Origin of the sequence: Georgenia deserti (assembly GCF_042680605.1) — a bacterium.
GTDB classification, from domain to species: Bacteria; Actinomycetota; Actinomycetes; order Actinomycetales; family Actinomycetaceae; genus Allobogoriella; species Allobogoriella deserti.
The window spans coordinates 586,043-606,003 of record NZ_JBHUEE010000002.1; the positions used below are offsets into that span (position 1 = coordinate 586,043).

Annotated in this window: 17 protein-coding genes; 1 reads left to right on the forward strand and 16 read right to left on the reverse strand. The window is 72.5% G+C overall.

The genetic code is table 11. The features are described 5' to 3' along the window. Window positions 1-230: 230 nt before the first annotated feature. The 10 genes from ACFSE6_RS06295 to ACFSE6_RS06340 all read right to left on the reverse strand — a co-directional run bounded on the left by ACFSE6_RS06295 (window position 231) and on the right by ACFSE6_RS06340 (window position 12,834). Complete coding sequence (locus tag ACFSE6_RS06295) at window positions 231-1,394, reverse strand: GGDEF domain-containing protein (protein ID WP_388003661.1); 1,164 nt, start codon at window positions 1,392-1,394, stop codon at window positions 231-233. Then, window positions 1,391-3,232 carry an ATP-binding protein gene (locus ACFSE6_RS06300; RefSeq protein WP_388003664.1) on the reverse strand — a complete coding sequence of 614 codons (1,842 nt, stop codon included), beginning with the start codon at window positions 3,230-3,232 and terminating at the stop codon, window positions 1,391-1,393. The genes ACFSE6_RS06295 and ACFSE6_RS06300 overlap by 4 nt, the downstream gene beginning before the upstream one ends. 74 nt (window positions 3,233-3,306) lie before the next feature. Beyond that, window positions 3,307-6,339: a sacsin N-terminal ATP-binding-like domain-containing protein gene (locus ACFSE6_RS06305; protein WP_388003667.1), complete on the reverse strand. Its 3,033-nt coding sequence runs from the start codon at window positions 6,337-6,339 to the stop codon at window positions 3,307-3,309. Continuing rightward, the gene (locus ACFSE6_RS06310; RefSeq protein WP_388003670.1) at window positions 6,336-7,403 is read right to left on the reverse strand and encodes a DUF3027 domain-containing protein; all 1,068 of its coding nucleotides are present in this window, start codon (window positions 7,401-7,403) and stop codon (window positions 6,336-6,338) included. The genes ACFSE6_RS06305 and ACFSE6_RS06310 overlap by 4 nt, the downstream gene beginning before the upstream one ends. A gap of 143 nt (window positions 7,404-7,546) precedes the next feature. Beyond that, a complete protein-coding gene (locus tag ACFSE6_RS06315; RefSeq protein WP_388003673.1) occupies window positions 7,547-8,464 on the reverse strand; it encodes a DUF559 domain-containing protein in 918 nt (305 codons plus the stop codon). A 213-nt stretch (window positions 8,465-8,677) separates the two neighbouring features. After that, entirely contained in the window at window positions 8,678-9,799 is a 1,122-nt protein-coding gene (gene dctP / locus ACFSE6_RS06320; protein ID WP_388003676.1) for a TRAP transporter substrate-binding protein DctP, read from the reverse strand. 51 nt (window positions 9,800-9,850) lie between these two features. After that, complete coding sequence (locus ACFSE6_RS06325) at window positions 9,851-11,176, reverse strand: phenylacetate--CoA ligase family protein (RefSeq protein WP_388003679.1); 1,326 nt, start codon at window positions 11,174-11,176, stop codon at window positions 9,851-9,853. 180 nt (window positions 11,177-11,356) lie between these two features. After that, the gene (locus ACFSE6_RS06330; RefSeq protein ID WP_388003682.1) at window positions 11,357-12,067 is read right to left on the reverse strand and encodes a DUF1731 domain-containing protein; all 711 of its coding nucleotides are present in this window, start codon (window positions 12,065-12,067) and stop codon (window positions 11,357-11,359) included. After that, a complete protein-coding gene (locus ACFSE6_RS06335; protein WP_388003685.1) occupies window positions 12,024-12,302 on the reverse strand; it encodes a hypothetical protein in 279 nt (92 codons plus the stop codon). The genes ACFSE6_RS06330 and ACFSE6_RS06335 overlap by 44 nt, the downstream gene beginning before the upstream one ends. 226 nt (window positions 12,303-12,528) lie before the next feature. After that, entirely contained in the window at window positions 12,529-12,834 is a 306-nt protein-coding gene (locus ACFSE6_RS06340; protein ID WP_388003688.1) for a transcriptional regulator, read from the reverse strand. A 674-nt stretch (window positions 12,835-13,508) separates the two neighbouring features. Here ACFSE6_RS06340 and ACFSE6_RS06345 point away from each other — a divergent pair. Continuing rightward, on the forward strand, window positions 13,509-13,637 hold the full coding sequence (locus tag ACFSE6_RS06345; RefSeq protein ID WP_388003691.1) for a hypothetical protein: 129 nt from the start codon (window positions 13,509-13,511) through the stop codon (window positions 13,635-13,637). Between the two features lie 10 nt (window positions 13,638-13,647). Here ACFSE6_RS06345 and ACFSE6_RS06350 read toward each other — a convergent pair whose 3' ends face one another. The 6 genes from ACFSE6_RS06350 to ACFSE6_RS06375 all read right to left on the reverse strand — a co-directional run bounded on the left by ACFSE6_RS06350 (window position 13,648) and on the right by ACFSE6_RS06375 (window position 19,900). Next, the gene (locus ACFSE6_RS06350; RefSeq protein ID WP_465254125.1) at window positions 13,648-14,685 is read right to left on the reverse strand and encodes a Gfo/Idh/MocA family protein; all 1,038 of its coding nucleotides are present in this window, start codon (window positions 14,683-14,685) and stop codon (window positions 13,648-13,650) included. Window positions 14,686-14,717: 32 nt separating this feature from the next. Further along, a complete protein-coding gene (locus ACFSE6_RS06355) occupies window positions 14,718-15,716 on the reverse strand; it encodes a Gfo/Idh/MocA family oxidoreductase (protein WP_388003697.1) in 999 nt (332 codons plus the stop codon). Continuing rightward, window positions 15,713-16,741 carry a sugar ABC transporter substrate-binding protein gene (locus tag ACFSE6_RS06360; RefSeq protein WP_388003700.1) on the reverse strand — a complete coding sequence of 343 codons (1,029 nt, stop codon included), beginning with the start codon at window positions 16,739-16,741 and terminating at the stop codon, window positions 15,713-15,715. Before ACFSE6_RS06360 ends, ACFSE6_RS06355 begins: the two co-directional genes overlap by 4 nt. Beyond that, window positions 16,738-17,601, reverse strand: coding sequence for an ATP-binding cassette domain-containing protein (locus ACFSE6_RS06365; protein ID WP_388003703.1), 864 nt, complete (start codon window positions 17,599-17,601; stop codon window positions 16,738-16,740). Before ACFSE6_RS06365 ends, ACFSE6_RS06360 begins: the two co-directional genes overlap by 4 nt. After that, the gene (locus ACFSE6_RS06370; protein WP_388003706.1) at window positions 17,594-18,673 is read right to left on the reverse strand and encodes an ABC transporter permease; all 1,080 of its coding nucleotides are present in this window, start codon (window positions 18,671-18,673) and stop codon (window positions 17,594-17,596) included. The genes ACFSE6_RS06365 and ACFSE6_RS06370 overlap by 8 nt, the downstream gene beginning before the upstream one ends. Window positions 18,674-18,958: 285 nt before the next feature. Continuing rightward, window positions 18,959-19,900, reverse strand: a complete 942-nt coding sequence (locus ACFSE6_RS06375; protein WP_388003709.1) for a sugar phosphate isomerase/epimerase family protein — start codon at window positions 19,898-19,900, stop codon at window positions 18,959-18,961. Window positions 19,901-19,961: the final 61 nt, after the last annotated feature.

Below are 19,961 nucleotides of genomic sequence, written 5' to 3' on the forward strand. Positions count from 1 at the left end.
CGTCAGGGAACTCTTTTCAGTTCGGGGACGGCGGGCCGGAGGGGGACCCGCCGTCACCGAAGCCTGGCGAGGGCGCCTCAACCCGGCCTCCAGGGGCGCGCAGGGTCGGCTGAAGAGACCTTCAAGGTCGGCAAAGGGCAGTTCGGAGCCGATCTTGAGGTTCCGCCGAGACCCGGCGAGTCTCAAGCTCCGGAACGCCGCAGCTCAAGCTGCGGGCGGATGGCCGTCGGCTACGACGGCTGCTCCGCCGTGCCGGGCGCCAAGGTCACCGGTTCGTCGCCGAGCCCGCAGGCCTCCCGCGACGCCTCGCACAGCCTGTCCAGGTCGTACCCGTGCGTCTGGCTGGAGGCGATCCCGAACCGTGCTGACAGCCGCATCCGCGTCCCCTGGGTCTCGAACGGTTCCGCGACCAGTTCGGCGCGCACATCCTCGGCCCACCGCGCCGCCTCCTCGGGCGGAACACCGGGCAGTAACGCCTGGAAGGCCAGCCCGTTCGGATCCCGCCCGACGACGGCGCGGCCCGGGAGCATGCTGATCGTCACCTCGCCCGCGGCGACGAAAGCCCGGTCCGCCGCCTCGCGGCCGAAGGCCACGGCGATGTCGTCGTAGTGCTCCGGGCGGACGGTCACCACGCACACCGGCGACCCGTCCGCCGCACGAGCGCGGAGCACGGCCTCGGCGCGCGGGATGAACGACTGGCATGTCCGCGCCCCCGTCATGGGATCGAAGTTGCCCTGCTCCTCGCGCCGGCTGTGCTCCTGGGTCTGCCGCAGGGCGATCATCGAGAACGCCGCACCGATCATCCACAACGGCACGAGGATCGCGGCGATGCCGGTCCCGGCGTAGGTCTGGAACAGGTCCGAGTCGGCACCGCCGATGAGGAAGAGCACCCAGCGGACCAGGAAGTAGGACCCGCCCATCGCCATGATGACCGTGAGGTAGCGGGCCGCCCGGACGTCGTAGCGGCGGGCCCGGGCCATGGCGACGGCGGAGAGCAGGGAGCCCACGGCGTTGCCGAGGAGGTACACCGAGGCGCCGGACCACGAGCCGCCCTCGGGCCAGCTCACGAGCGTGGCTACCACGGCCGCCAGCGACGCGGCGATCGAGACCTCGACCAAGGAGCGGCGCCCGCCGTAGACGCGGATTCCGTTCCACAGAGCCATCGGCGTCAGGACGAGGAAGCCGTTGCCGAGGGCGAGCGCGAACCACAAGCCGGTCACGGCCTCGTCGGCGACGTAGCACAACGCGGTCAACAACGCGCTCGCGAACCCGAGCGACCACAGCCGGTCGACGAGCGGCGCGTCCCGGGACCACGTCTCGGCCAGGAACAGCGTGGAGATCACCACGGTGATGAGCGAGGAGAAGACCAGCAGCGTCGTGACGTCGAGACTCATCGGCCGTCCTCCAGGGGGAGATAGATGTCCACGGTGGTGCCGGTGCCGGGGCTCGAGGTGAGGTCGATCGTGCCGCCGTGCGCCTCGACGAGCTGGCGCGTGATGTGCAGACCGAGCCCGACGCCGGGCGCCGGTCCGGACCGGGCCGCATGACCGCGGTAGAACCGGGCGAAGACGCGCTCCTGCTCCTCGTGGGCGATCCCGATCCCCTCGTCCCGGACGGTCAGGTGCGCACGCGGCCCCTCGACGGCGAGATCCAGGGCAACCGTGCCGCCGTCGTCGGAGTACTTGATGGCGTTGGAGACCACGTTGTCCACCACCTGTCCGAGCCGGGTGCGGTCGCCGTGGACCACGCACCGCCGCTCCGCCCGGTTGACCAGACGCACGCCCCGTTCGCCCGCGCGGCGCTCGTGCGTGAGCACGGTGTCGGTCACCACCTCGCGCAGATCGACCGGGGTGGCGGTCAGCTCGATCTGCCCGCTACGGGTCTGCGCTGCGGTGAGCAGGTCCGAGATGACGTGGAGCAGCCGGTCGGTGTTGCGGGCGACGACCCGAAGGTGCGCCCGGGCCTCCTCGGGCACGCCGGGGGTGTCCTCGATGAGCTCGAGGAAGCCGAGCACGGACGTCAGTGGCGTGCGCAGTTCGTGGGAGACCGCCGAGACGAACTCCTCGCGCTGGGCCAGCGCGTTGGTCTCGGACGTGACGTCCTGGTACACGACGACGGCACCGGTCCGGGCGCCGTCGTCATCGGTCAGTGGCGCGGCGGAGACGCGCAGGGCGAGCTCGCGGTCGCCCTTGCCGACGAAGACGAGCTCCCGGTCGATGGTCTCGCCGGCAGCCGCCCGGGGCAGGACTGAGGCCTCGTCCCGCACCGGCGAGCCGTCCGGGCTGGTGCGCTCGCCCGGTGGGCAAGGTGCGTCGACGTCACGAGATGCGTCCTCGGCGTGCGGCGTGCCGGCTTCGGAGGTAGCCCCCTCGCCGTCCTGCCGAGCTGCCACCTCCGGGGAGTCCGGCGGCAGACCGCCATCCCCAACCTGGTCGCCGACGCGGTACGCACCGCCGACCATCGCCGTCATCGTCCGGTTGATGTGGGTGATGCGACCGGAGGAGTCCAGCGCCACCACACCGACGTCGATGGTGTTGAGGATGCCCTGCAGCAGGACGTCATGCGCATTCGCCGACTCGAGGGCCTCCTCCACGAGCGCGCTCTGCTTCGACAGCAGCGCCCGGCGCGCGGACGAGCGCCGCTCGGCGAGGAAGACGTAGATCGCCGCGGCCGCCAGCGCCAGCGGGACCAGCGTGTGCCGCTCCGCCAACGTGGTCGGCATCGACCCGGCGAAGAGCGGGACCCACACGGCGAGCGTGCCCGCGGTGATGGACAGGACGACGCCGGCGGTCCCGAAGCTCGTGGAGAGCCACAGGACCGGCAGGACGAGCAGCACCGAGCAACGCACGCCCGACGCCTCGATGAGGACCACCACGGCCATGTCGGCCAACGCCACGAGGGCCGGGCTCCATCGGGGCAGCCGCTCCCACGGCAGGATCATCGAGGCCACCGTGGCCGCCACGCCGAGCACGGTCGCGGAGAAGAAGGGCGGATCACCCAGGCGGGCCGGGTCGACGGCCGCCACGACGAGGACGATGACGAGCAGCACGGCGGCGAACGGCAGGTGCCGGAAGAAGACGGTGGTCTCGCTCGTGCCGCTCTCCGTGCCCGTCTCGCTCGTGCCGGTCTCCCCCGGGCCGAGATCGGCCGGCCCGCTGTCCCGGCGGGCGGCCCCATGCTTGCGGGTGCGGAGCCGGGCCGCCGTGAGGGCCCGGACCCACGCCTGCGTCATGGGGGAAGAGTAGTGACCGGTGGCGGTGTGCGCCGGGGACTCGTCGGTCGAGTCGCGCCGGCGGCGGCCGGTGATCACCGCTGCCCGGTTGCGGGCGGGTCCCCCGCGCACCCGGTCAGGACGTCCCCGAGCAAGGTGGGGTCGGTGAGCACGGCCTCCACGGCGAACCGGGCCGGCCAGGAACCGGCGGCGTGCGCGAGGGAACGCGCGAGCCCGGCGGTGCTGGTCGCGTAGACGGTGCCGCGATTGACCCACCAGGTCACCGGCGAGCCGTCGACCTCCAGCTCCTCGCACTCGACCCACTCGCCGGGCACCTCCGGCAGGAGGGTCCGGACGGCCGCCGGAGTCGGGCCGGTGCGGTGCCCGGTGACGGCCGGTGGCACGTCCGGGGCGACATCGAGGTCGAGCAGGTCGGCCACGGCGTCGACGAGGTCGAGCGGCGCGGGCACGACGGCGGCCGCCTGCGCCCACATGGGCGTCGCAACCACGACGTCGTCGGCCGGGCACATGCGTGCGTTCGCGCCGGTGAGTGCGGGAACGACCGTCGGCGGATCGAACCGCACACCCTCGGTGGCGGCGCGGGCCAGCGCGAGCCAGAGGGCGACGGCGTCGGTGAGGTCGACAGTGCCCTCCTCCGGCCATCGGTCGAGGTAGGCGTCCCAGCCGGCGGCGTCCAACTCCGCGAGGTCGCCGACCGCCCCGACGGCGCCCAGCACCGCCTCGTCCAGACGGTCGATACCGGCCGGTGGCGCCGTCAGGAAGGGCGCTCGGCGGCGCCCGGGGAGCGCGAACGGCGCACCGAGTTCCTCGCGCAGCCACCAGGCCGTGTACGACGGCGCCGCCGTTCCGGTGCCGCCGCCCTCGGCGCGCACCGGGTCGAGCAGCGCCGCGCGGAGGGCGGGGGTCGCGGCGAGCCGCTCGAGGACCTGCGGCCACGCGCCCTCGGCGACGGCGTCGAGATCGGCGACGGCGATGAGGTCACCGACCCACACACCCGGCCCGAGGATCTCGGCGAGGTGCTCGAGGTAGTCGCTCCAGCCGTCCAGCCGAGTCTCGTCCGCGGCGGCCGGATCCGCGACGACGTCGGGGACGGTCACCGTGGTGAGGCCGGCGCGCACCCCGACGGCCGCGAGGGTGGGCCCGCCCCAGTGGTCGAGGACGCGGCGGGCCACCGGCTCCAGGGCGTCGAGGACCTCGGCGGCCCACGACCCGGGGATCGTCAGTTCGGCGGCGGGTGCGAGGTCGGTGCGGGTGCGCTCGACCGGTAGCGGCAGCTCGGCCAGCCAGGCCGGCAGCGCGACGTCGTCCCCGTGGCGTTCGACGGCCTGCGCGGCGAGATCGAGGACGACGGCGACGGCGCGGTTCACGCCGTCGGGCGGCTGGCCGGCCGGTGGTTCGCTGGGCCCCTCCGGATCCTCGACCGCGGCACGGAGTGAGGGCTGCTGCAGGAGCGTGACAGCGTCGGCCCCGACGGCGCCGACGGTGGCCAGGACCGGATGGGCGGCGCGCGGGTGGACGATCCGTAGACCGGGCAGACCGGCCGGCAGCGCGGTCAGCTCGGGCGAGGGCAGCAGCAGGCCGCGCGGGCCGTGGGCGAACGTGGTGCCGTCGTGCAGCGGCACGGGTAGGGCCGAGAGCGCTTCACGGTGGGTCGCGGCGTGCGGCGCGAGGGCGGCGTACACCTGCCGCCAGCGCTCGGGCGGGCCGGCGGCTGGAAGTGTCTCGACGACGTCGGCCAGGTCGCGAATCGCGACGCCGAGGCGGCGGGCGTGAACCTCACGGTGGGCCGGGACGCGCACGAGGCCGCCGACCATCGGGGCGAGCGCGCCGAGCACCTCGGGATCCTGCCCGGCCGGTCCGGCCAGGCTCTGCGCGGAGCGGGCGGTGATCAGCTCGCCCGTACCGACCTCGGTGAGCAGGCCCGCACCGGCGAGGGTCTCGAGCGCGGCCGCATGCACGGCGCCGTCGATCGGCCCGGCCGGCAGTCCCGTCGGGACGAGCCCCAGCGCCTCCTCGGCCGCTCCTTCGCCGGCGAGCCGGACGGCGAGGTCGGCGTAGACCTCCGCGGCGCGCGCCAGCAGGTACTCGGTGACGGGGCCGGGAACCGCGTGGCGGCGCGTCGGGTCCAGCGGGAAGGTCGCGACGAGCAACGCCGGCAGTGTCACCGGGTCCTCGGTCGGGGTAGGGGCGTGGATCAGCGCCGGCGGAGACCCGGACTCCTCTCGCGGAAGCGCCCAGGTGACGGACCAACCGGTGCGGTCGCGTTCCTCCACCGGCCGATCCGCGACCAGGCCCGCCGGGAGGTGGCCCGCGGCGGTGGCGGTGCGCCAGCGCGAGCCGACGTCGGCGAGCACGCGGGCAGGGGCGTCGTCGATCTCGACGCGGACGGTGCGCAGCGTCGGCAGCGCGAGCAGCAGGACGTCGTCGACGGCCTCGAGGGCCGAGCGCGCCGCTTCGCGTTCGGCCGGCCCGCGCAGCCGCAGGCGCACCGCGGTGGTGCGGCCCGGGTCGAGCTGCGCCTCGGCTGCGGTGTCCTCGAGCGGGACGGGCAGCCGCAGCGCCGGCAGGTCGCCGTGGCGCCGGGCGATCTCGCGGGCGAGGTCCGGGATGTCATCGGCGGCCCGGTCGAGCAGGGCGGCCGTCTCGGCGAGCGAGAACCGCACGCCGGCGGGGCCGTGCTCGGTGCGGGTAGCCACGGTGATCTCGTCGCTGAGGGAGCGTGTGGCGGAGAAGCCGACGCCGAAGCGGCCGACGGTGGGAGCCTCGCCGGCTCTCTTGGCAGAGGCGCGCAGTGTGGCCAATGCGGCGACGCCCGCGCGGGTGAGCGGCCTGCCGGTGTTGGCGGCGAGGAGCTCGCCGCCGTCCTCGGTGGAGGTCAGCCGGAACACGAGGTCACCGGGGACGCCGGCCTCGGCCGCGGCGTCGGCGGCGTTCTGGGCGAGTTCGACGATCACCCGGTCGCGGTACGAGCCGCGCGCGTGGTCCTCCTCGAGGTTGGCGTCCTGGCGCAACCGCGACGGGTCGCGCCGCCAGGTATCGAGCGCGGCGTCACGCAACGCGGCGGTGTCGAAAGGATCGGGCCCGGCTGAGCGCCCTCGGGCGTTCATGCCCGTCCGGCGTCTCCTGAGTCGTCCTGATCGGGTCCGGCGGCCTTCTCAGCGCTCGGGGCGGCGTCCTTCTCGGCCTTCGCGCCGGACTTCCTCCGGCCACCGGCGCCGGCCTTCTTCCGGCCGGCGGCGGTGCTCTTCCTGCCACCGGCAGGCGGAGCCTGCGCTGCGGTCTCGTCATCGTTCTTCGTCTCAGCTGCGGCGTCGCCCGAGTTGCCGGCGGCATCGTCATTCGTGCCGTCGTCTGCACCGTCACCGGTGCTCTCGGAGCGGACCGGCCGCAGCGGTTCGGTGGCGATGACTTCGAGGTCGCGCTCGTCGATGACCGGGTCCGCCGGCTTCCACAGCCGGGCCGGCTCGGGCCCCCGGGTCTCGGAGTGCGCGCCGCAGCCATGATCGACGGAGACGACGCGACCGTCGTCCGGGGACCACTCGTTCGCGCACACCCCGAACATGCGGCGGGGCGACCCGGCAAGCTTGAGGAAGAAGCCGCATGTGGAGCACGGGGCCTTCGCTGCCTTGGCGGCGGGCGCGTTCGGGCCGTGGTCGCCCTCGTACCAGCGGGTCATCGCCTGGCGGCGCCCGTCCGCGTTGAGCACACGCCGGCGGCCGAGGCCGAGCTCGAAGATGGCGAGCTCGTCGAGGTCCTCCTCCCCAGTGGCCTCGAAGCCCTGCTCGAGCCGTGGGTCCTCTTCGACGTACGGCAGCACATCACCGGGGCCGACGTCCTCGGGGCTGAGCCGCTCGGCCCAGGGCACCCACTCCGGGGCGAGGATGGCGTCGTCGCCCGGCAGGAGGGCGACCTCACAGATCGTCGCGGTGCGGGCACGTGGCGGGCGGGCGAGCGTGACGGCCCAGCACCAACCGCGGTACCCGGGCACGTGGGCCTGGAAGACATGGGTGAGGAGTCGCTCCGCTTCGACAACCACGCCCAGGTGCTCCCCGAGCTCGCCCGGCCGTGCCATGCGTTCGGCGGCCGAGCGCGCGAGGTCGACGGCTCCGGCAAGGACCGTCTCCTTGCCCGGAGCGGTGGTCACGCGCGACTTGGTCAAGGCGGCAGGCACGCCGGACAGTCTACGGGCTGGGTCGGGTGCGGGGTCGTCGTCCCGATCGGCCCACGACCCGAACGAAGTTGCAGAATCCGCGCGTTTTTCGACGGATTCTGCAACCTCGTTCGCGGATCGCGCTCGTTCGCGGATCGCGCGGCTCAGGCCGGCTGAGCCTGCCGCAACGCCTGGAGGATCTGGGTGATCACGAGATCCGGCTGTTCGTTCACCTGGCTCCACGTGAACTGCAGCACCGCGTACCCCGCCAGCAACAGGGCATTCCGCCGGGCCCGATCCCTCTCGTGATCTCGATGAGCCTCCTCGCCGTCGGCCTCGATGATTACCCGGTGGGCGGGGAAGAGCACGTCCACGTTCGCGAGGATCCGGCCTCCGACCACGACCGGCACGTTCGCCTCCCAGCCGGTCAGTCCTGCTTGGCGCAAGAGCTGGTGGAGCCGCCGCTCGAGCTCGCTCAGCGCGCCACCCTCGGTCAGTGCGACGAGATGGCGCAACTGCCGCACGCCTGGTCGTCCTCGCCGCGCCTCGATCTCCTGGGTGAGGTCGTCCAGGGTCACGACCTCCCGGGTGCGCAACCACGCCAGCAACCGTTCGGCCTCCCGCGGCGGCAGGAGCGCCAGACAGTCGAGAGCGGTGCGACGTCTGCTCGTCACGCCGGTGGCATATCTCCGGACAACGTCGTCGGCGTCGACGGGGTGGACGTGTGGAGTGAGGCCCCGGTAGGAGGCTCGGCGGCCTTCGACGGCGAGATGCGTCTCGCCGTCGTCGGCGATCGGGAAGTCGTGCAGCAGGCCCGCCGTGCGGTGGCAGACGATCGCCGTCGGCCAGGTCAGCCCGCCGGCCACCGCTCGGCGGCGAGCCGAATCGGGTTCCTCTCCGGCGAGGTCGCCGTGGTCGATCAGGCCTCGACCCGCGACCGGGATCCACCGCTCGTTCGCGATGCGGCGCCGGGCGACGGCCGGCGTGAGACCAGCGCGGTAGGCCATGGCCGTGGTGAAGACGCCGAGCACCGACAGACGACACAGCGCACGCTCGGCGATGTCGCGTTCGTTCCGGTTCATGGGCGAGATCGTGCGCGGGTCGTCGCGCCGGCGTGCGCGCCGTCCCCAGGTGAGGCCGCTCAAGGACAGGGCTGTGGACGGAGGGGGACCTCGAGGCCCGTGTGGATTCTGTGGTGCCCGCCGACGGTGACGACGCGGCCCAGCACGCGAACGAGGTTGCAGAATCCGCGCGTTTTTCGACGGATTCTGCAACCTCGTTCCGATGGGGCGGCCTCAGCCGAGATGCTCGCGGCAGATCTCGCCGGGCGTGCGCTGGTCGCCGCTGGCGTTCTCCTCGAGAAGCTCGTGGTAACGGTCGAGGAAGGCCTGCGGGTCCTCGAGACCGCCCTCGACCGCGCCGGTCCACTGATCCATGTGCTGTGGCAGCGCCTCGTCCTCGAGCGCCTGCCCTTCCTCCTCGGTGCCGATCGGGTGGAACTCACCGCCGGCGTCCGCGATCGCCTCGCACGCCCCCTCGATCGCAGGGACGGCGTAGTCCGGCACGATCCCGTCCAGGATCTCCTCGCTGACCTCGGTGATGACGTCCTGCACGTCCCCCGGCAGGGACTCCCACGTCTCGAGGTTCATGGACCACATCATCATGACCATGCTGCCGGTGTGCTCGCCGAAGTCGTAGACGTAGGGCGCCACCTCGGCGACCTGACTCTGCGCGGCGAGCTCGATCGGGTAACTCGCACCGTCGAGGACGCCGCGTTCGATGGCCTCGTAGACCTCAACCGGCGCGATAGCGGCCGGGTCGGCACCGAGCACGTCGAGGTTGATCGACTGTCCGCCGGTGGAGCGCACGCTCAGCCCGTTCAGGTCCTCGAGGCTGTCCACCTCCTGCGCCATCGTGAGCTGGTGCGGACCGACCGGACTGAAGAACAGCAGGTGCTGGTTGGCGCTGTCGAACTCGGCCTGCCATTCCTCCGACTCGTTCCACAACTGCTGCATCGCCAGCCCCTGTGCCTGGATGTCGCTGGTCTGGAACGGCATGGAGCCGATCTCGGTGATGGGGAACTCGGCCGGGTTGTAGGACGAGGAGTGGAAGCCGAGGTCGGCGCGTCCGTCGCTGATGCAGGCACTGGTGTCGGCCAGCGAGCACAGCGACCCGTCGAAGTGGGTCTCGAACTGCACGCGACCATCGGTGCGTTCGGTGATCTGCTCCATCCACGGGTGCAGGTCCGGGTGCTGGTCGGACATCGTCGGCGAGGTCAGCACGAGAGTGAACTCGCCGGCGCCCCCGCCCCCGCCGTCGGCGCCGTCGTCGACCACGCCGCCCTCGCAGGACGCCAGTGCCAGGGTCGCGGCGGCGACCCCTGCGATCCAGATGCCGGTGGTTCGTCTGCGGTGCACGATCTCTCCTTCGAGGTCGGGCCGGCCCGCGCCGTCGCGCTGCCGGATCGGTCAGTTCCGGACATAGGTGAGGGCGTTCTTCATCATGCCGAGCGGGATGCTGCCGGGCTCGAGCGCCTCGACAGCCACGCGCACACGCAACGCGGTACGTACGTGCTCCTCGATCTCGGCGGCGAGTGCGCCGTCGCCGAGGTCGGCGATCTCGACCTCGAGCGGGATGGGGGCGTCGAACCGGACCTGGTCGGCGTGATCCTTGCGCAGTCGCATCGGGCCGGCGATCCGGTCGGCGAAGCGGTCCATGACGACATCGCGGATGTCACCGGGGAAGACGTTCATGGCCTTGTAGATGAGCATGTCGTCGGTGCGGCCGACGCATTCCACGCGCGGGCTCATCCGCCCGCAGGCGCACGAGGTGCCGACCACGCGCATGTGGTCGCGCGAGCGGTAGCGCACCACCGGCGTCGCCTCGCGGTTCAGGTGGGTGTAGACGGCCTCTCCCAGTGCGCCGTCGTCCCAGGCGACCGGCTCCCCGGTACCGGGATCGATCAGCTCGACGTGGACGTCACGGGCCGCGGTGAAGTGCATCCCCGCACCGGCGCCGCACTGGGACCAGATGCCGGCGAGGACGTCGCACAGGCCCATGACCTCACTGAGCCGGCCGGCGCCCCACGCGTCCAGCACGCGCCGGCGTGCCTCCGGCTGGGCCATACCGGGCTCACCGCCGGCGAGGATCTGTCGGATCGGGAGGTCGCGGGCGGGGTAGCCGAGCTCCTGCTCACAGCGTTCGGAGAAGAAGGACACGAACGAGGCGGTGCCCATGAGGGTGTCCACCCGCAGCAGCTCGAGCTGCCGGCACATCCGTTCGGTGGTCTGGCCGCCGACCCAGGCGAGAGTCGCGCCGGCGGCTCGGATGGCGTCGGCGTAGGGCATCCCGCCGGCCACCATCGGCATGCCGGTCGTCAGCGCGACGACGTTCCCGGGGCCGACGCCGGCGGTGGTGATCCAGTTGGTCAGCGAGTCGGTCCACCGCTGCAGGTCGCGGGCAGTCAGGCCGTAGAACGTCGGGTTGCCCGTGGTCCCGGAGGAGCCGACCACCTGGACGATGCGGTCGTTCGGCACGGACTGGAGCGTGCCGAGGAGCAGGTCCTCGGCACGCTCGCGCTGGTTCGCGCGGATGTCGTTCTTGGTGAGGAACGGGATCTGGTGCCAGGCGTCGTCCTCGGTGGCGTCCGCGACCGCCGCCTCGGGCAGGCGGTCGGCGTAGAAGCCGGACCGGCGACGCAGGTCGGTGAGGTACCCGGGCAGCTGCGCACGCTGCCACGCCAGGACCTCGTGCCACGGCCTGGTGTCGAGCTCCGGGTCCCACAGCTGCGTCACTCACGTTCCTTCCCCCGGCAGTGGGCGGCATCGTCACCGCCCGTTCACGGTAAAGGGACGCCGTGTCACGAGCGTGCGGCCTTCCGCCGACTGGAAGCGCGTGTCGCGCGGCTCCGTCGCGGCGGCCCGTCGCATCGGCCTGATGCGCTGGCGCCGGCCGCCGCGACGGTGGACCGCGCGTCAGCGCCGCAGCAGGTCCGCGAGCGCCGCGTCGAACGTCGGGAACTCGAACTCCCAGCCGAGGTCGGCGAGGACCGCCGAGGTGGTGTGCCGCCCGGTGAGGGCGAGCAGCGGATCGGTCCGCAGGAACACGCTGCCGAGCCGGACGAGCGGGGCCGGCGTCGGGAGACCGAACCGCCGCCCGGCCGCCCGCCGGAGGCCCGCCATCAGGTCCCGGTTCCGGATCGGCCGGTCGGTCGCGGCGATGACCGTGCCGGGCGGGAGGTCGACGCCGGGTTCCAGGCCCAGAGCTGCGCGGGCGATCCGCAGCCAGTCGCGGATGTGGATCCAGCTGAACCACTGCCGGCCGGTGCCGACCGTGCCGCCCACGCCGAGCTTGGCCAGGAGCATGAGCCGGTCGAGCGCCGGGGTGTCCGCGTCGACCACGACCGAGGTGCGCAGTGTCACGAGGTGTGCGGTGTGTGCGTCGGCGGCGGCCGCCTCCCAGGGCCGGGCGACGCCGGTCATCTGCGGCAGTCCCGGGTCCGGGATTGGGCTCGACTCGGTGATCCGCTGTTCGCCGGCGTCGGAGTAGATCGCCGTCGTCGAGGCCTGGAGCCAGCGCGACACCGGAGCCGCGAGTCGCGTACTGGCCTCGACGAGGGCTCGGGTGGCCTCGACGCGGGAGTCACGCAGCTGGTCGATGTTGGCCTCGGTCGGGCGGCAGTCCACGAGCTTCCCGGCGAGATTGACGACGGCGGCCCCCGCCCTCCGCCGTCGGGCGCAACTCGTCCGCCCAGTCGCCGACCGTGTGGGCGTCCCACGCCACCTCCCGCACATCCGCGCCGCCGTAGTCCGCGCGTCCGGGCGAGCGCGTCAGGACGACTGTCTCGTGGCCGGGCGCGGCAAGGTCGGCGGCGAGCGCCCGGCCCAGTGAGCCGGACCCGCCGGCGATGACGATCTTCATCGTCCCCCACCCTGCCAGGTCCGTCGGCCGCCCGACGTCAACCGCACGAGATCTCGCCGCAGTCCGTCGGCGCGATCACCCGCGGCCCAGACGACATAGGGGCTCTGCGAGCGGGCGTCGCCTTCACGAAAGGGATGGATCGCTGATAGGCGGCCCCCAGCGGTCAGCGAGCCGACGGCTAAAGCTCCTGGGCGTCGACGTCGCGGCACGGCGCCACCCGCCTCATCTACTGAGCAGATCCCGGAGCTTTGCCGGCAGTCTCGGTCAGCGTCTGCATGAGGCGACCGAACTGCTTGCGGCCATCGGCACTGAGCTCAACCAGGGTGTAGCTGTAGCGGTTCTTGCGTAGCTTGTTCACCTCGATGAGCCCGCGAGCTTCGAGGTCGCGGATGATCTTGGAGAGATCGGGGGTTGTCATGCCGGTGACCTCTTGCAGGGCGGGGTAGTCCGCTTGCTCGACCTGGTTGAGGTGCGCCAGCGTGACGAAGCGCTTGGGTGTGAGCAGGTGTGCGTCCAGGTCCTGATATCCCATGGCTGGCTTCAGCGCCGAATGAGGAGCCAAAGGTAGTACGCGAGCCACGCTGCTGGGGCTAGCCCTCCGAGTACGAGAAGCTCTGGAAATGGAGCGGCCTCCCCGAACCGAATCGCCCGGTAGATGGGCAGGATCAGCCAGGCACCGAACACCGCGGCGACCAGGCTGGTCGGTCCGAGCCGGGGCTCGTTGGTTCGCTGCCGACGGCTGGCGATCCAGCTACTGCCGATGATGATAGCCGCCACGGCCGGAAGGATCGCCCACCAAGGATGCCCTGAGAGGGCCAACACTCCGGAGGCGAGTGACAGCCCAGCAGTGGCGATCGCACTGACATGGTCTCGGAACCCGAGCTGACGACGCGGGCGGGCAGGTACGGAATCGAGTAGTGCCTGAGCCTGCTGGGGCGTCAAAGACTGGACTGTCTCGAACCGGCGCGGATAGTGCTCGTGGTTCGATCCGTTCATTTCGCCAGTCTCGCATCTACTTGCACAGCTCGCAACTGGAGCGATCCGGGCGGCCCTCACGGAGAATCGCCAGCCTTGCGCCATAAACGGTCGTTCCCGGTTCTCCTCTGTCGTGAGGGTGACCGTGAGCTTCTCGACTTCTTGGTAAAGGCGTGCGCCACGCATCCGTCGCGGTAGCCCTATACCTTTTCACGGTAGAAAGGTGTACCGATGAGCGCGAACCAGATCGACGATCTCCTCGAGCGCAGCGACCGCGAGATGGACGCGATGGGGCATCCGTCGCTCGCCACTGACGACCTCTACGACGAGCACGGGCCGCCAGCAGTTCCCCCCGGGTAGCACGCCCGCCTCACGCCGGCGCTGATCCGACCTCGCGGACCGCGACCGGTCGGTGCTCGGCCATCGACAGCATCGCGGCCTCAGCTACCCGGAGCGCGGCGAGCGCGTCCTCGGGGGTGGCGGCGTCGGCCGTCCCGGCCTGCGGCCCGCCGTCGTCACGCTCCGCCGCCACCAGGTCGACGAAGGCGCCCAGCTCCGCGCGGTAGGCCGGCAGGAACCGTTCCCAGAAGTTCTGCCATGGCGGGCCGGGCGGCGGGTCCCTGGCTCCCGGCTCGGCCGACCGCAGCGGCATGCGGTCGTCGAGTCCGATCGCGATCGTGCCGCCGGTGCCCGCCAGCTCCGCGCGGACGTCGTGCCCGGCGCCGTTGTACCGGGAGGTGTGCGCGGTGGCGATCGTGCCGTCGGTCAGGGTCAGGAGCGCGGCCGCCTCGTCGACGTCGCCGGCCTCGCCGATGTAGGCCGCGCCGCGGTTCACGCCGGTGGCGTGGACGGTCTCGATCTCCTGGCCGGTGAGCCAGCGGAGGATGTCGATGTCGTGGATGAGGCAGTCCTTGACGATGCCGCCGGAGGCCCGGATGAACTCGGCTGGGGGCGGCGTCGAGTCGCAGGTCAGCAGATGGGCTCGGCGCAGCTCCCCCAGCTCACCCGAACGCAGCGCGGCACGCGCCCGGTGGTAGCCGGCGTCGAACCGGCGGTGGAACCCGACCGTCACCGCCGCCCCGCGTGCGCGCACCTGCTCGACGATGCGGGTGGTGCCGGCGAGATCGAGCGCGATCGGCTTCTCGCACAGGATCGGCACGCCGAGCGGCAGGAACCGCTCGATGAGGTCGGCGTGCGTCGCGGTGGCGGTCGCGATGATCAGCCCGTCGAGCGCGGCGTCGTCGAGGTCGTCCAGATCCGCCGCACGGCCGCCGACGCGGGTGGCGACGTCGTCGGCCCGGGAGCGCACCGCGTCCGCGACGACCACCTCGCCGACCCGCGGGTGCCCGGCCACCACGGCCGCGTGCTCGGCGCCGATCCGGCCGAGGCCGACGACGCCGATCCGCAGCGTGCCGGTCCCGTCCCCTCCTCGCGGGCTGCTCACCGGTACAGCTCCGGCACGGACGCCGCCGGCACGGCCACCGACTGGCCGCTGTGCAGCGACTGCACCCCGGCGGCGGAGACGAGGTTCGCGACGTGCCCGTCCCACGCCGTCGCCCCGGTCGCGCCGCCCTCGCGGGCGGCCCCGGCCCAGGCGAGCAGCTCGCGGCGGTAGGCCTCGGCGAACCGGATGCGGAAGTCGGCGGGGACCGGGGTGCCCTGGCTGCCGGCGACGGCGTGGACCAGCGTGCCCGGTGGCCGCAGCGCAACCGTGCCGTCGGTGCCAACCACCTCGCAGCGGATGTCGTAGCCGTAGCGGGCCGCCAGGTAGACCTCGACACTGGCGAGGACCCGGCCGCCGTCGAGCTCGACGACGGCGAGCTGCGGGTCGCGCAGTCCCTCGCCCTGCGGGGCGCGGACGTGCACCCCGGTCACCGCGCCCCCGAGCAGCCACGGCAGCACGTCGAGCTCGTGCACCATCGAGTTGACGACCACGCTCTCGTCCGTGGCCGCCGGGTGCGGAGCGGCGTTGCGGTGGACGTTGTGCACCAGCACCGGCCGGCCCACCGCGCCCGCGGCGACGGCCTCGCGCAGGTCCAGGTAGGCCGGGTCGAACCGGCGCATGAACCCGACCGTGACGAGGCGGCGGCCCGCGGCCGACTCGGCCTCGACCACCTGCGCCGACTCCTCGGCGGTGACCCCGAGCGGCTTCTCGCACAGCACGGGCTTTCCCGCCCGGACGCACGCGAGCACGATCTCGAGGTGCGTGGGGTCCGGCGAGCAGACGACGACGGCGTCCACGCCCGGGTCGGCTACCAGGTCCAGCGGATCGGTCGCCTCCCGGGCGGACAGGCGGGCGGCCGCCTCGGCGCCGCGGCCGGCGTCGGCGTCGTGGACGGCCGTGACGGCGGTCCCGGGCACCTGGGTGACGAGGGTGTCGACGTGGCTGGCGCCCATCGCGCCGAGTCCGACCACGCCGACACCGAGCGGCGCGCTCACGGCGAGTCCGCCTCCTGTTCCTCGAGCTGCTGGCCGTACTCCTCGGCGTTGTCGGGCGTCACGACGGTCACGCCGGTGTCCACCCGGTCCTCGATGTCCTCGCCGTCGAGGAGCTGGACCGCCTGTTCCACGGCGGTCCTGCCCATGTCGAAGGAGTTCTGGGCGATGCTGGCGTCCAGCTCGCCGGCGAGCATCGAGTCGACCGCGTCGCTGGTGCCGTCGACGCCGATGACCGTGATGTCGTCCATCGCCACGTCGGCGGACTTGATCGCCTCCAGGGCGCCGAGCGCCATGTCGTCGTTGGCGGCGAAGACCATGTCGACGTCGGGGTTGGACTGCAGGATGTCGGCCATCACCGAGCGGCCCTCGGCCCGGTCGGAGTTGGCGGCCAGGTCGGCGGCGACCTCGATCCCAGACCCCTCCAGGGTGTCGATGACGCCCTCGACCCGCGAGTCGGTCGACGGGTTGCCCGGCACGCCGCGGATCAGCGCGATCGAGCCGCTGTCCTGCTGTTCGAGGATGTGCTCGCCCGCGGTGACACCGGCCTGGTAGTTGTCCGTGCCGACGAAGGTCTCCTTGGCGTCCCAGCCCTCGATGTCGGTGTCCACCAGCAGGACCGGGATGTCCTGGTCCACGGCCTGCTCGAGGATCGGCTGCAGCTGCTCGGCCTGGGTCGGGGCGACGACGAGCGCGTCGACCTGCTGGGTGATGGCGGTGCGTACCTGGTCGATCTGCTCCTGGACCTCGGTCTCGGCGGTCGCGCCCTGCAGGGACACGTCCGCGCCGGTCTCCTCGGCCGCCCGCTCGACTCCCCCGGCGACCTGCAGCCAGTACGGCGAGGACAGCGTCTTGAGGTTGACGGCGATGGTGTGCTGCCCGCCGCCGTCTCCGCCTGCGCCGTCGTCGCCCGAACCGGCGTCGTCCCCGCCGCAGGCGGCGAGGGAGAGGGCGGCGGTCAGGGCCAGTCCGGTCAGGGCCGCGGGTGTGCGCCCGGGCCTCCGGCCGCGTGTGCGTGTCGGCCTCATGGGTGGGCTCCCTTCTGTCCGGCGCCTTCCTTGGCGCCGACGATCATGGCGACCATCTCCTCGGTCGTCTCCGGGGAGGGTCGGGTGGTGCCGACGACGCGGCCCTGCCGCATGACGACGGCGTGATCGCAGACCTGGACCACGTGGTCCATGTTGTGCGAGATGAGGACGACGGCGATGTCGTGCTCGGCGGGCAGCCGGCGCACCGTGTCCAGCACGTTGCGGGTCTCGCGCACGCCGAGCGCGGCCGTCGGCTCGTCCAGGATGAGCACCCGGGAGGCGAACGCGCACGCCCGGGCGACGGCGATCGCCTGCCGCTGCCCGCCGGACATCAGGCCGACGTGCCCGCGCAGGTCGGGGACGTTGACCTGGAGCTTCTCGAGCCGGTCCTTGACGTCGCGCTGCATCGCCCGCCGGTCCAGCCAGCCGAGTCCGCGCATGCCGCGGATGCCGCGTGGGCGGGTGAGCTCGTGGCCGAGGTAGAGGTTGGTGACGACGTCGAGATTGTCGAAGAGCGACAGGTCCTGGTAGACGGCCTCGATGCCGTGGTCGCGCGCGGTGGGCGGGCTGTCGATGGAGACCTCCGCGCCGTCGAGGAGGATCTGGCCCTCGTCGAGGCGGTGCACGCCGGTGATGGCCTTGATGAGGGTGGACTTGCCCGCGCCGTTGTCCCCGAGCAGGCCGACCACCTGGCCGCGGCCGACGGCGAGGTCCACCCCGGCCAGCGCCGTGACGGCGCCGAAGCGCTTGACGGCGCCGCGGACCTCGAGGACGGGCGGCTCGGCGGTCGATCGAGCGGTCGGCTCGGCCGCCACCCCGGTCGCCGTCGGCTCTGCGGTCGGTTCCGTGGGTTCACTCATGCCTCGACACCTCCGGCTCCTCCGACTCCTCCGTGCGGACCGTGCGCAGTCGCGTCTCCAGGCGCGAGCGGAGCACGTCCATCTCGACGGCGATGACCACGGCGGTGCCCAGCGCCACGTACTGCCAGCTGCTCTGGACGTTCAACAGGTTCAGGCCGTTCTGGATGACGCCCAGGATGAGCGCGCCGACGAGCGTGCCGATCACCGTGCCGCGGCCACCGAAGAAGCTGGCGCCGCCGATGATGACGGCGGCGATCGCCGACAGCTCCATGAGGTTCCCGGCCGTCGGATAGGCCGAGTTGGTCTGGCCGGAGACGACGATGGCGGCGGTGCCGGCGCACATCCCGGAGAAGACGTAGACGGAGATGAGCACGCGGTCCACCGGCACGCCCACCCGCCGCGCGGCCTCGCGGTTGCCGCCGATGGCGTAGATCCACTGGCCCCAGGTGATCCGTTTCAGGATCACGCCGACGACGACGGCGAGACCGGCCACGAGCAGCACCGACAGCGGCACCTGGCCGATTCGTTCCGACCCGAGGGCGGTGACCGATTCCGGCATGCCGGTGATGGGTTGGCCCTCGCTGACGATGAGGGCCACGCCGCGCGCGACCATGAGCATGGCCAGGGTGGGCAGGAAGGGGTGCGGCAGCTTGCCCTTGACGAAGAGCGTGCCGTTGACCCCGCCGGCCAGGCCGCCGACCAGGATCATCGACGGGATGACCAGCCAGCCGCTGACGAGGTCGAGGTCGCGGATCCACAGCGCCGCGATGACGCTGGACATGGCGATCACCGACCCGACGGACAGGTCGATGCCGGCGGTGAGAATCACCAGCAGCTGGCCGAGCGCGAGGATGGCGACGACGGTGGCCTCCAGGCCGACGTTGCCGAGGTTGACCGCAGTCAGGAAGACCGGGCTCAGCGCCGCCATGATCGCCACGATCAGCCCCAGCAGCAGCACCGGCCCGAGCCGGACCACGGTGAGCGCGGCGTGCAGGCCCCGCGAGCGCCCCGGCGCCCCTCCCCCGGATGCGGGCGGCGGAGCGTCGGTTCGGCGTTGCGTGGTCGCAGTCATCCACAGCCTCCTTCTGCCGGGCGGTCGTCGTCGACGCACGGGCCGTGCCGGCGCCCGACGGCGGACCCGCACCTCACCGCGGACTCAGTCTTGCGCAGCGACCCACCACCGTCAACATTTGTCGGGACATACTGACCTATGGCGGGTCCGGGGCGTGGGTGCCGGCCCGGCGCGGTCGTCAGCCGGCCGGCGCCGTGGTCGCCGACAGTCTGTCCGCCGCCGGTGCCGGCGACGTGACGTGCCGGCCCGCCGTCGTCGGCCGCACCGCTGTCAGCCGGTCCGCCGTCATCGGATGCGGGCCAGGTGGGTGGAGCCAAGGATGTGCTCGCGGGTGCGCCGGGCGATCGGGAACGGACGGTCGGCCTCGCAGCCGTACATGTCCTGCTCGACGACGGCGACGATGTCCGGGTCGATCCGGGCGACGGCCTCGATGATCGGGCCGAGCTCGGGCACGCCGTGCGGCGGCTCGACCATGATGCCCTGGGCCACGGCCGCGGCGAAGGGCTCGTCGTTCTTCAGCACGTCGAACAGCAGCGCAGGGTCGACCTGCTTGAGGTGGAGGTAGCCGACGCGTTCAGGGCGCTCCTCGATGAGCCGAAGGCTGTCGCCGCCGTAGTAGGCGAAGTGGCCGGTGTCCAGGCACAGGTTGGTGTAGCGCGGGTCGGTCTCGTCGAGGAAGCGCAGCACCTCGCGGGTGGTGCCGACGTGGCTGTCGGCGTGCGAGTGGAACTGCTGCTTGAGCCCGTACTCCTCGTACAACGCCTTGCCGAGACGGTCGTGGCCGGCGGCGAGCTTGGTCCACTGCTCGTCGGAAAGGGTGCGCGGCTCGAGGACCTCGCTGGTGGCGTCGCTGCGCCACAGGTCGGGGATGACCACGATGTGCTCGGCGCCGAGCTGGGCGGCGAGGCCGGCGACCTCGACCGCCTGGTCCCAGGCGCGCTGCCACTCCTCGTCGCTCTTGTGCAGGCCGGTGAAGACGGTGCCGCCGGCGAGCTGGAGGCCGCGGCCGGAGAGCTCGTCGGCGAGCCGGTGCGGGTCCGTGGGCAGGTAGCCGTAGGGGCCCAGTTCGATCCAGGTGTAACCGGCCTCGACGACCTCGTCGAGGAACCGCTGCCAGGGGATCTGGCTGGGGTCGTCCGGGAACCAGACGCCCCAGGAGCAGGGCGCGGTCCCGATGCGCAGGCCGGGGTTCTCGCGCGCGGCGGACGCGGCGGGGGCGGCGGTCATGGTGTCTCCTTGACGTCGGGGCTGAGGTGGGCGCCGGTGCCGGTGTGTGGGTATCGAGGGC